The following is a 12,292-nucleotide window of genomic DNA, read 5'->3' as shown; positions in this document are numbered from 1 at the left end:
GGATAATTACAAACAGTGTAATTAAGGTGCCTGACAATGATTAAGCTGTTTCGGCCAGTGCTCTATGTCTGCGGGATACTGACATGGATTATGGCAGGGTTGATGCTCATTCCAGCCGGATATGGGTTTATCTATGATGATCCGGAATTCATCCCGTTTCTGGCCTCTGCCGGACTCAGCATGGTGCTAGGCATTATCTTAGTTATTCTGTTCAAAGCCCCGCGATTCACCCTAACCTCTCGCCAACTCTATCTACTCACGAGTTGTAGCTGGATGCTAGTGTCCTTTTTAGGCGCACTGCCGTTAATGCTCTGCCACCACCCGCTATCACTCACCGATGCGGTGTTTGAGTCTGTCTCGGGTATCACCACCACAGGATCAACGGTTATCAGTGGATTGCAAACACTACCCAGTAGCCTGCTGTTATGGCGCTCATTACTGCAATGGCTCGGCGGGCTTGGCGTTATTGGTATGGCCGTCACCGTACTGCCTTTTCTCCGCATCGGGGGAATGCGACTGTTCCGTACCGAATCCTCTGACTGGGCCGAGAAATCCCTACCCCGCTTTAATGAGCTAGCCAGAAGCCTGCTTTTTAGCTACCTACTCATCACCTGTTGCTGCGCGGCGAGTTATTGGTTCGCTGGCATGACCCCTTTCGATGCGATCAACCATGCCTTCACCACGGTCTCCACCGGAGGCTATGCCACCGACGACCGATCCATGGGACGCTTCGGGCCAACCATTCTCTGGATAGCCGTCTTCTTTATGCTGCTGGGCGCCTTACCCTTTACCCTGTTTATTCGTTTTTTACTAAAACCTTCACTTAAAAGCTTGGCAGATCAACAAGTGAAAGGGTTTCTGATGATCGTTGCAGGGCTTGTTATCGTTCTCACCACGCAGCGGCTACTCACCAGCGATACGCCCTTTTTTGCCGCACTGACCCATACAGCCTTTAATCTAACATCGGTTATCACCACCACCGGCTATGCCTCTGCGGATTACACCCTGTGGGGGCAGTTTAGTATTGCCCTATTCTTTATTGTCACCTTTATCGGAGGTTGCTCAGGCTCCACCGCAGGTGGCATGAAAGTGTTTCGTTTCCAGCTCGCGTTTCTGTTTCTACAAGATCAGTTTCGTAAGCTAGTGCATCCTCGAGGTGTATTTTCCATACACTACAATGGCAAACTGGTACATGACGACATTATTGTATCGGCGGTCGCGTTCTCCTTTATCTTTTTCCTCACCCTCGCGGTTGCAACCTTAATGCTAACGGCGATCGGCATTGATTTCGTTACCAGCATCTCTGGAGCGGCAACCGCACTCACCAATGTTGGCCCAGGTTTAGGCAGCACCATAGGCCCAGCGGGTAACTTTGCGCCACTGCCAGATTTAGCCAAATGGGTGCTCGCATTTACCATGATTTTAGGGCGTTTAGAGCTGCTCACTGTCGTGGTGTTATTTTCACCCACCTTCTGGAAAGGCTAAGCAGAAAGGCAACTCAAAAAGAAGAAATAAAGCTTCGTATGACGAAGTAAAAAGCAGAGCGCAGGGCATTCAAGCCTCACTGATATGGAGCGTTAACAACAGCAAGAGTAACGAGAAAGAACAGTTGAAAACAGCTTAAAATCGATTAGCCATCATTATAATAAATATCTTAAAAAATAATAAAAACAGATAATTAGGATTTAATCCTAATATATAGCATTAACTTTTGATAGCTTTAATTTATGATGGTTTTTAGCACTAAACGCCCTCATCTACCCCTTTCGGAAGAAGGCAGGCTGGGCATGCCGATCCAGAATCAAAGCAACCTTTATGTAGGCAGGCTATCGCAAGAAGCCAGAGCGATTCGGGCATAAAAGAGCCTTCACTATGCCTGATAATGCTCATCATGGCGACCCTCATTTTGAACAACCCAGTTGAACCACTCATTTGAACTGCCTAGCCACAACACCCTGAACTAGCGATATAAAAAGCACAGTTGAAACAGTCTTCAAATGTCCCCGAGACATTCACCTCCCTAGCCACCAATCCCTTACCACTAAGAACAGCGTTCATTTTGCAGCCCTCTTCGCTCAGGAATATCTGAATACGAAACGCTGATGTTCAAGCATCAATTGAAACCTTAACCCTTGAATCGCCGATATCACCAATCAAATAAAACACAATATGTATTATGTATTAAAAGTACATATGGAGTTTACCTTTACTCGTATAATCTTCGACTGTACTATAACTGTATATATGTACAGTTATAGTAAAACTAAAGGCCTTGTATGCAGCTTTCATTTTTGGGTCGTTATCGATGCCCCACTACTTCCATCGCGCTACCGCTCTTTATGAATGCCGTGCCGGCAGGGTTTCCCTCTCCCGCACAGGATTATATTGAGCGCACCCTAGATCTGAACGATCTCTGCATTCAGCATCCCTCGGCTACCTACTTTGTCCGCGCCGAAGGTGACTCGATGCAAGGGGTCGGTATTTTCTCCCGCGATGTGCTGGTGGTCGACCGCTCGCTCAAAGCGGCTCATGGCGATATTGTCATTGCCTGTGTTGATGGTGAATTTACCGTCAAAGAGCTGCGCACCCGCCCAACACTGCAACTCTTAGCGCACAACCCTGCTTATGCGCCCATTCAGTTTGGCCCGGATAACACGCTAGAGTTGTTTGGCGTGGTGACAACGGTCATTCACTCTGTTCGTCAGCGGGGCTAATCGATGTTTGCGCTGGTGGACTGTAATAACTTTTATGCGAGTTGTGAGCGACTGTTTCGGCCCGATCTAGCTGGCCGGCCTATCGTGGTGCTATCCAACAATGACGGCTGTATCGTTGCCCGCAGCGCGGAAGCCAAGCGCTTAGGCATTAAAATGGCCGTGCCCCTGTATCAGGTTCAGGAACAGATTGATCGGGAGAACATCGCGATATTCTCCTCTAACTACGCCCTTTATGGCGATATCTCCGCCCGCGTCATGACGGTACTGGAACAACAAGCACCGGCGATCGAGGTTTACTCCATTGATGAGGCTTTTCTGGACCTGAGTGGTCTCGATAGCCACTTTTCATTAACAGAGTATGGGCAGCAGCTAAAGCAATTGGTTTATCAGCATACCGGCATCCATGTTTCCGTCGGCATCGCACCGACCAAAACGCTGGCCAAACTCGCCAATCATGCCGCTAAACAGTATCCAGCGACACAAGGTGTGGTTGATTTGACCGACCCCGCCCGACAACGCCGACTGCTTGCTCTGATGCCGCTACTCGAGGTTTGGGGGGTCGGTCGCCGCCTGAGCCGACGTTTGGAACAACAGGGTATCCGCTCGGCACAGGCGTTGGCCGACTGTGATGTTGCATGGATTCGTAACCATTATTCCATCACCCTAGCGAACACCGTAAGGGAACTAAACGGCCAGCCCTGTATGAGCTTGGAGGAGTGCCCGCCTCCTCGGCAACAAATTCTCTGTAGCCGTTCTTTTGCACGACGCATTTCCGCCTTGCCCGATATGCGCTCCGCGATCGCACAATACGGTTCAAGGGCCGCTGAGAAACTGCGACAACAATCCGCATTGGCGCGTGTCGTCACCGTTTTTATTCGCACCAATCCCCACGCTACCGAAGAGACATTTTACAGCCAAAGCGCTAGCCGAATGCTTGCGACACCCAGCGCCGATTCCCGTCAACTTAATACCATCGCACAGACGCTGCTACAGACGTTATGGAAACCCAATCTTCGTTATATGAAAGCCGGCATTATGCTGTCCGATTTATACTCCCCAGGACACTTCCAGCCATCGCTTTTTGAGCCGGCAGAATCACCTGCCGCCGCACGCTTAATGCAAGCCGTCGATCAGATTAATCAGGGAGGTCGAGGTCGAGGGCGGGTGCGTTTTGCTGGAGAGATGTTGAGTACCGGCTGGCAGATGCAGCGCAATCGACTCTCTCCCGCCTATACCACCCACTGGGATCAGCTCCCGATAGTAAAGGCTTAAAATATTGTCGACAATTTATGGAAAATAATAAATACTTTTTAATCAATATATTATGAAGATAACTTAATGCATTGAATAAAGAAAAAGAAGGTGGAAAAACACTGTTGCGAGGTTAAGGAAAACAATTTCCTCTGGATGAAGCATGAATAAACAGCCGTTATGAGCAAGCGATATCGAGCCCGTTATAAGGCTTTATGACCGATATAAACAACGCCTAGCAACTTCATTCCATCGATCGCTGGCGGGTATTCATAATCGAAAACACCGGACACCAGCTCTTACCTCTTCCCTTATAACGGCTCTTATTTTAGCCCTTATTTAAGTGTTTAGATCAAAGCCCACTTCAGCAGTTACAACAGATTTAAGGCCCATCAGAAACAGCCGTAAATCTGACTCACTTTCGCCCCAAAGCTTACCTGAAATCGCCCCTCATCGCGCGAAAAAAAAACCGTCAGTTGATTGCCGAATCCATGGCATCAAGTTGACGGTTAAGGTGAGGCTGTTCAGAGAGAGGCCAGCAGTGTTATGTTTTAATCTGTTAAGGACAGATCAGGGAAAGCTCACTACTGCATCGCCCTCTTCCCAGCGAGGATATTTTTTCATAATGGCACTAAACAGCGCCGACTCAAGGTGATAATCCAACCAGCGTTGCAGTGCTGGATAAGGGGCGGTATAAAACCAATCTCGATCCACATGGGCAAACTGCCTAATAAAAGGAAAGATCGCCATATCCGCCAAGCTAACATGATCGCCCACCAGAAAATCATGCTGCTGTAACGACGCTTCCAGCCGCGCCAAGGTAACTTCACACTGCTGGCGATAATACTCTTGGGAATGACCCGGATAACGCTCAAAGTATTTGTAGCGATCCAAGTGCTGCTTAAAAACAGCGTCATTCTCTTGAATCATCCCTTCGATCTGCCACAGTTGATCAGGATCGTCGGCACACAGCCAGTTATGCGGGTCGCTCTGGCGAAGCGCCCAGCGCATAATATCGCGGCTTTCGTCGATTACCCTATCGGGCAGCACCAACACCGGCACCGTGGCCTTTGGTGACGCTTGCAACATGGCAGCGGGTTTATCTTTTAACACCACCTCGCGGAGCGCTACCGACTGACCACTGCCAGTAATGGCTAGTCGGGCGCGCATCGCATAGGGGCAACGACGGAAAGAGTAAAGTATGGGTTGTTGAGTCATCATCGCGCCAGTGTACCTCAGATGCTAACCGCCGTCCCATGGGTCTTGATTACATCAACCGCGTTAAAAAGGTCGTCGCCTTCGATGTCTGCACACCGTTACCATTGAAGACCAGCTCCACCGCGGTATTCTGTGCACCCCCTTCACTACCGCAGATACGGTACGGCAACCAAACCGAATTACTCTCTCTTAGGTCGATCTCGGTAGGGCCATGCAGTTGATACTGTCCCTGCTGAGCGAGCGAGACATTAACCAACGTCTGTTCTTTAGCAAAGCCTTCAACTTTGACCCGATAGAGGTTGCAGACGGTATCCTGATCAAGCCGTGTTACCAGATTGGTCCGATCACGCCGAATCTCAACGAGCAACCCTTCGGTCTCGGTAAAGCCATAGGCAACAACACCAAAGGCACAGAGCATGATCGCCGCATAACCGGCCAGTCGAGCACGTAAAAAGGGTGACGACTTACCCTCTAGCTGCTGTTCTGAGGCAAACCGAATCAGCCCTCGAGGACGCTGCAACTTATCCATCACCGTATCACAGGCATCGATACAGGCACCGCAGTCGATACACGCCGCTTGCAGGCCATCACGGATATCAATACCGGTTGGGCAAACCTGCACACAGAGACCACAATCGACACAGTCACCGCTATTCTCAGAGCTGTTGCGACGATTCGCCCGCGGCTCGCCGCGTTGGGTATCGTAACTGACGGTCAAGGTGTTTTGATCAAACATAACACTCTGAAAGCGCGAATAAGGACAGGCGTGCAAGCAGATCTTCTCCCGCACCAAACCTGCATTCGCATAGGTCAATGCCGCCATAATCGCCAACCAACCCACCATGGTCATCGACATGTTCAGCTGTAAGGCATCCGCCAGCATCTCACGAATAGGCACAAAATAACCGGTAAAGGTCGCCGCCGTGAGCAACGCTAGCGCTATCCATAACAGATGCTTAACAACCCGTCGCACCAGCCGCCAGCCGGTTAAAGGCTGCCCTTCAAACTTAGCCCGATGGCTCGCCCGCCCTTCGGTTAGCGTTTCAATACGGATAAACAACCAGGTCCAGATACTTTGCGGACAAGCAAAACCACACCATACACGGCCCCAAGCGACGGCCATAAAAAATAACAGGGTCGATCCCGCGATCATCAGCCCCGCCAGCAAAGGCAGGTCATGCCACGACAACGCACTGCCAAACAGGGTTATCTTGCGCTGCTCGAACGAGAAAAAGAGAATCGGTTGACCATCTATCTGCACCCAAGCAAGGCCAAAGAACAGCGCAATTAAAGGCCAAGTGGTTAAACGTCTGATATTTTGAAAACGGCCTTCGGTTAGGCGCACATGAAATTTACCATCTTTTGCAAATGGCGTGACTGAGATGGCAGCGGTTGGTTCTTGCCGTACAGGGATTTTTTGCATGCTGTAAATCTACTCAATTTTTGATGCGAGTAGGTTAAGGCGACAACGACAATAGGAACAGGCATAAAAAAATCATATATAATAGGTACAGTTAATCAAGTGACAAGAGCCGCCATGACTTCAGACTACTTATATCAGCAACTCGAAAACTGGCTATTCGAAGGCATTCAAGCACAGCGCTGGCGTACAGGTGAGCGGCTCCCCTCCATTCGGGAACTGTGTAAACAGCACGGCTTATCGAAAGCGACGGTACAGCATGCCTTGCAACGGTTAGAAGCCCAAGGACTCCTCGAAGCCCGCCCCAAAGCAGGCTATTTTGTTGCCCTGCGCAGCCCCGTCGCTGAGCCTCTTAGCCGATCACGTATTGATCCGCCTCGTCCGGCAACGGTCAGCGAGCTGTTACTGGACATCATGCGTCGCAGCGCCGCCTTTGACCTACTACCCGACCTACACGGCGGCGAACTCCCCGCCAGTATCGTCACCCTTAACCGCTCGGTGGCACGGGCGTTACGCCGTCAACGAGGCGAAGATTATCAATATTATGACGAGCCCGAAGGTAATCTCGCGTTACGACAACAGCTGGCACTGCATGTGGCCCGCCGTGGCTGGCCGGTCGATACCGATCAGCTCTGTATCACCTCCGGCTGTCAGCACGCCCTCTTTCTCGCGCTGATGGCCAGTTGCCAAGCGGGCGATGTGGTCGCGGTTGAATCCCCCGGATTTTATGGTGCGTTACAGTTACTGGAACAACTCAAACTGCAGGTGGTTGAAGTCCCCGCGTCGATCACCGGCGGCATGGATATGGATGCGTTTGAGGAGGTATTAGAGCGATGGCCGGTAAAAGCGTGCATCGTATCACCGGCGTTCTCGACCCCTACCGGCAGTGTCATGCCAGAGATTGCTCGACATCGCTTGCTCGCCTTGGCAGAGAGCTACGATCTAGCCATCATTGAAGATGACATCTATGCCGACACCGCCTTCGGCATGGCCCCTGACCCACTCAAAGCACTCGATAGTCAGAATCGCGTGATACTCTGTAGCTCATTTTCAAAAAGCCTATCCCGTGATCTCCGTTTAGGCTGGATCGCCGGTGCCCGCTGGCATGCACAGATCATCCGCCTAAAACTGGTGACCCAGTTAGCCAGCAGCCGCTATCTACAACAGGGTGTCGCGGAGTTTATGGCCGATGGCAGCTTTACCACCCACCTTCGCCGTCAACGTCAGGAACTGCGTGAGCAACGTGACCAATTAATCGCCCAACTGCAAGCCTGGCCCGGCGATATCCGCGTCAGCCTACCGCAAGGCGGCCTCGCCGTGTGGGTCGAACTGGCCGATCACATTGATACCCTGCAACGTTACCCTCAGGCACTAGAGCAAGGTGTGGTAATAACCCCCGGCCCGCTGTTCTCGGTCTCCGAGCAGTTTAATCACTGCCTACGCATCAGCTTTGCCCACCCCTGGGATGAGCGACGCCGCAAAGCGCTAAAACAGCTGGGTGAGTTATTAAGCTAATGCCGCTGAGCTTTATAACGACTTTCAGGCTCTAGGATAAGACCATACTCACAACCATGACTTTATTGCGTTAGCGCTTTGATTTAACGGCATCTGGGTATTATGATTGAGACAAATTGATGGCAAGGACGCAGCCCCTACAGACAGGATGATTCTGTAAAACACCTCTCTCAATGCTCGCTAATCTGCTGATATATGATAAAAATGGCTTTGGTCTGTCGGGTTTTCAGTATGACAGTAGCTGGAAGTCAAAGTACCAACTAACTGTAACGCATGTACTAAGTGGAGAGTTCGATGGACGAAAAATTACAACTATCAAATTATTGCGCTTGCTTTATTGATTTGCTTGGACAAAAAGATGCACTAAATGATCAAAGTGTTATGCCAGAATTAACGACTGAGAAAGAAAAAAATGACTTTTTAAATATTGTTAGGCAATCAGTTGGTGCAATAGGACGACTGCAACAGCAAGCCCAAAGCTTTAGGCAAGGAAAACAAGACGCTTACTCTGTAAGAGATCAGTTAAACCTCGAAGAAAAAGAACTATACGATGAAATGAAGAGCCATGTAGCAAAGCAACAACGATGGTCCGACGGCTTAGTCTATTATAGTTCACTTGATACTGAACATAACAAATGCCCAATGAATGCCGTTATAGAAATATTCATGCTAGCAGGTACTCTTTGCTTTTTGGGGTTGGCTCAGAAACAGCCTATCCGTGGAGCTGTAGAAACAGCTTGGGGTGTTGAATTACATGAAAATGAATTATATGGCGCTGTAGTCGCTAATAGTTATGTATTAGAAAGCGAAGTAGCCCAATACCCTCGAATTGTCGTAGGTGAAAAAACGATGGCTTACCTCAATGCACATATTGAAGCACCTTCTGATACAACAGATAAATTAGCACTTTATAATCGTAGCTGCGCTCAACTGTGTCTTAACATGACAGCTATTGATCAAGATGGTTACCATATTATTGACTATTTAGGTGATGCATTTACTGAGAGCGTAACTGGTTCGGATAGTATAATGTTATTTAAATTAGCTTATAAATTTATTTGTGAGCAATATGAATTACACAAAAATAATAAGAATTCTAAACTGGAATTACGGTACGTATGGCTTCGCGATTACTTCCATCAACACAAAGATAAAAATGGCTAACACGAAGTGTAAGTGAAGGCTACGACTCACCTAAACCAAGCGCTTAAATCTATAAATAGTATAATATAAATGACTAAAATAAATATATATGCCGCTGCACTCAAGAAAGAGATTAAGTATTACGCTATATTTTCAGTTTTAGCATTCATTTCTCCGCTGGTCGCTCTTTTCATTCCTTATATGCCAGAAAATGAATCTATATTTACTTGGTTTCAAAGAAGCGGCTCTGCAATGGTTGTGTTTGGCCTGCTTGCAGAGGCCAAAGCAATCAACTGCTTTTTTATTCTAAATCCTGCAGGCTTTGCAGAAACTGGGATTAATGAAGCAAGGGCAAAGTACCTAAAATATCCTGCAAATCTAAATATTTTCTCATTTTTAATCATAGCTCTAGGCACTCTTATATGGGGCTACGGTGATATTTGGATTAAAAATGCCTAACAAGTGACAGTGGTGTTTAAAATAGGATGTAACTGCAGACTGCACTCTCATGCTCTTTTTCAGGGAAGCCGTATCAAGCATAAGAACTCATTGTCATGATATGCCGGCATAAAAGACGTGATCGGCTTTCATGGTGAAACGGTTTCTGAGCTAAAAGCAGCATTTGAAGAAGCCGTTACTGATTACCTAGAAACATGTCATGCCGCGGGGAAAGCACCTCAGAAGCCTTTTTGATGACGGCGGTTGTGTCCTATGTTTCGAGCAAGTCGCGAAGCGATGTTCGGACAAGCGACGAAGTCGCATCGAACGACGCTCAACGAACCCAATAAAAAGGCCGATGCTTAATCATTCGCTATCACTCAGCGACCAAACACCGATCAGGCGAAGTACTTCTCCCCGCGCTCTTGGCGGCGAACAAAACCGCCTGTGAGCTGATATAGCGGACCCTGTGCTTGGTGCTGTTTGACGATGGCGGCAAACTGATCCAACCCGAGGGTATCGATATAACGCAGTGGACCACCACGGAAGCGCGGGAAGCCCAGCCCCAGAATCAAACCCATATCCACCTCTGCCGGCGTTTCGACAATACCATCTTCGAGGCAGCGCATCGCTTCAGTACATAACGGGATCATCATCCGATCGATAATCTCCTGATCTGTTACTTCCACCTTGTCGGTCACCTCAGCGGCGATCATCTCCATCACCGGGCCAGAGGCCTCTTTATAACGTCGACCGCTTTCATCAACGCCATACTGATAGAAGCCCTTACCGTTTTTCTGCCCTAAACAATCATCCGCCAACAACAACTCCATGATCACGCTGCCGTCATGGGACATGCGCTCTGGAAAGCCTTGCTGCATCACCGCATCGGCATGCACCATTGTGTCGATACCAATCACATCGGCGAGATAAGCTGGCCCCATCGGCCAACCAAACTGCTCCATCACTTTATCGATACGACGGAAATCAACACCCTGCTTCAATAGACGATTAAAGCCATTGAAATAGGGAAACAGAATCCGATTGACCAAAAAGCCGGGGCAATCATTCACCACGATCGGCGTCTTGCCCATCGAGGTAGCATAGGCGACGGTGCTCGCGATGGTGGCATCACTGGTTTTACGACCACGGATCACTTCCACCAATGGCATCAGATGCACGGGGTTGAAAAAGTGCATACCGCAAAACTGTTCTGGACGCTGCAGACTGTCGGCCAATAGGTTGATCGAGATCGTTGATGTATTCGAGGCTAATACGGCGGTCGCCGGCACATGCTTTTCAACATCCGCCAACACCGCGGCTTTGACGGCAGGGTTTTCAACCACCGCTTCCACCACCAGATCGACCTTATCAAAACCCTCATAAGTCAGTGACGCATCGATAGCGCCAAGCACCTTCGCCTTACCCGCATCGTCTAAGCGCCCTTTTTCGACCTGCTTATCCAGCAACTGAGTGGCTGTAGTCAAACCTAACGTTAGCGCCACCTCGTTGATATCTTTCATGATGATCGGCGTGCCGGTCGATGCTGATTGATAAGCAACGCCACCGCCCATAATACCCGCCCCTAAGACCGCACTCTGAGTCACCGGCTGGGCTTGTTTAACCCAGGCCCCCGCCTGTTTTTTCAGCGCATTAGTGTTAAGAAATAAGCCGACAAGGCTTTGGGTCGCATCACTCTTAGCTAGCTTAACAAAGCAAGCCGTCTCGACCGCTAATGCGTCGGCAAAAGGCAACCGGCTATGCTCACTCATCGCCGCAATAATACTGCCTGCGGCAGGATAACCCGGGCGCAGCTCACGACTAAACGATTGCTTTAATGAATCAAGGCTGAGGGCATCGGCGCACTCATCAAACTTACGGGCACTGTTCGTGGTGTAGCAAAGATCACCGTTAACCGCCTCTTTAAGCAGTGCAAGGGCTTCATCGACTAAAGAGTCCTTCGCCACCCGATCAACCGCACCACTGAGCAGCGCTTTGGCGGCACTCTGAGGTCGACCACGGACGGTCCACTCCAACGCATCGGCCGTGCCAATTAAACGACTCAGACGTACCGTACCACCCCAACCCGGACACAAGCCTAGATTTACTTCAGGGAAGCCAACCTTGCTACTCTCCGCTAATATTCGGAAATCAGCCGCCAGCGCCAACTCAAAGCCGCCGCCCAGTGCTAGACCATTAATCGCCGCGACCGTCGGATAAGGTAGATCTTCTAAGGCACAAAATAGACGGTTGGTATCGCCGACCCAGGCCGTCAACTGTTCAGCCGTCATCGTAAAATTAGCGACAAATTCAGTAATGTCGGCACCGACCACAAAGGCGGGTTTAGCACTACGAATCAGCAGTCCTTTAATCCCTAAACCGTTCGCCAATACTTCAACGGCGTCCGTCAGCTCACTCAGGGTCTGCTGGTTTAGTTTATTAACCGACGACCCTTGCAGGTCTAGCACCAGTTCAACTAATCCGGCATCCAATTTATTTAGGCATACAGCCTGACCTTGATACATCCTAATACCTCGACTCTTTAAGCGGCCGCCGCACAACTCACACCCACAGGGGTGCCTAGCCAGCGTTA

General features: G+C 49.4%; 9 protein-coding genes. 6 read left to right on the top strand and 3 right to left on the bottom strand.

Features of this window, described 5'->3' with window-relative positions; translation table 11 throughout:
• Positions 1–36: 36 nt before the first annotated feature.
• The 3 genes from EH243_RS01960 to umuC all read left to right on the top strand — a co-directional run bounded on the left by EH243_RS01960 (position 37) and on the right by umuC (position 3,986).
• Positions 37–1,485, top strand: coding sequence for a TrkH family potassium uptake protein (locus tag EH243_RS01960; RefSeq protein WP_126156948.1), 1,449 nt, complete (start codon positions 37–39; stop codon positions 1,483–1,485).
• A 791-nt stretch (positions 1,486–2,276) separates the two neighbouring features.
• The gene (gene umuD, locus EH243_RS01955; RefSeq protein ID WP_126156947.1) at positions 2,277–2,714 is read left to right on the top strand and encodes a translesion error-prone DNA polymerase V autoproteolytic subunit; all 438 of its coding nucleotides are present in this window, start codon (positions 2,277–2,279) and stop codon (positions 2,712–2,714) included.
• Between the two features lie 3 nt (positions 2,715–2,717).
• On the top strand, positions 2,718–3,986 hold the full coding sequence (gene umuC, locus EH243_RS01950; protein ID WP_126156946.1) for a translesion error-prone DNA polymerase V subunit UmuC: 1,269 nt from the start codon (positions 2,718–2,720) through the stop codon (positions 3,984–3,986).
• A 549-nt stretch (positions 3,987–4,535) separates the two neighbouring features.
• Here umuC and EH243_RS01945 read toward each other — a convergent pair.
• Both EH243_RS01945 and ccoG read right to left on the bottom strand, forming a co-directional pair.
• Positions 4,536–5,186: a glutathione S-transferase gene (locus tag EH243_RS01945; protein WP_126156945.1), complete on the bottom strand. Its 651-nt coding sequence runs from the start codon at positions 5,184–5,186 to the stop codon at positions 4,536–4,538.
• 46 nt (positions 5,187–5,232) lie between these two features.
• Positions 5,233–6,606, bottom strand: a complete 1,374-nt coding sequence (gene ccoG, locus EH243_RS01940) for a cytochrome c oxidase accessory protein CcoG (RefSeq protein WP_126156944.1) — start codon at positions 6,604–6,606, stop codon at positions 5,233–5,235.
• A 114-nt stretch (positions 6,607–6,720) separates the two neighbouring features.
• On the opposite strand from ccoG, the gene EH243_RS01935 reads away from it, so the two are divergent.
• The 3 genes from EH243_RS01935 (at position 6,721) to EH243_RS01925 (ending at position 9,720) form a co-directional block, all read left to right on the top strand.
• A complete protein-coding gene (locus EH243_RS01935) occupies positions 6,721–8,118 on the top strand; it encodes an aminotransferase-like domain-containing protein (protein ID WP_126156943.1) in 1,398 nt (465 codons plus the stop codon).
• Positions 8,119–8,412: 294 nt separating this feature from the next.
• Positions 8,413–9,282 (top strand): hypothetical protein, encoded by an 870-nt coding sequence (locus tag EH243_RS01930; protein WP_126156942.1) that lies wholly within the window; start codon positions 8,413–8,415, stop codon positions 9,280–9,282.
• A 69-nt stretch (positions 9,283–9,351) separates the two neighbouring features.
• A complete protein-coding gene (locus tag EH243_RS01925; protein WP_126156941.1) occupies positions 9,352–9,720 on the top strand; it encodes a hypothetical protein in 369 nt (122 codons plus the stop codon).
• A 377-nt stretch (positions 9,721–10,097) separates the two neighbouring features.
• Here the strand turns inward: EH243_RS01925 and fadB are convergent, their stop codons facing one another.
• Positions 10,098–12,224: a fatty acid oxidation complex subunit alpha FadB gene (fadB, locus tag EH243_RS01915; protein ID WP_126156940.1), complete on the bottom strand. Its 2,127-nt coding sequence runs from the start codon at positions 12,222–12,224 to the stop codon at positions 10,098–10,100.
• Positions 12,225–12,292: the final 68 nt, after the last annotated feature.

The sequence above is a fragment of the Amphritea opalescens genome, from assembly GCF_003957515.1.
Lineage (GTDB): Bacteria > Pseudomonadota > Gammaproteobacteria > Pseudomonadales > Balneatricaceae > Amphritea > Amphritea opalescens.
The sequence above is the reverse complement of the archived record's forward strand: the minus strand, read 5'-3'. Positions and strand labels throughout refer to the sequence as shown.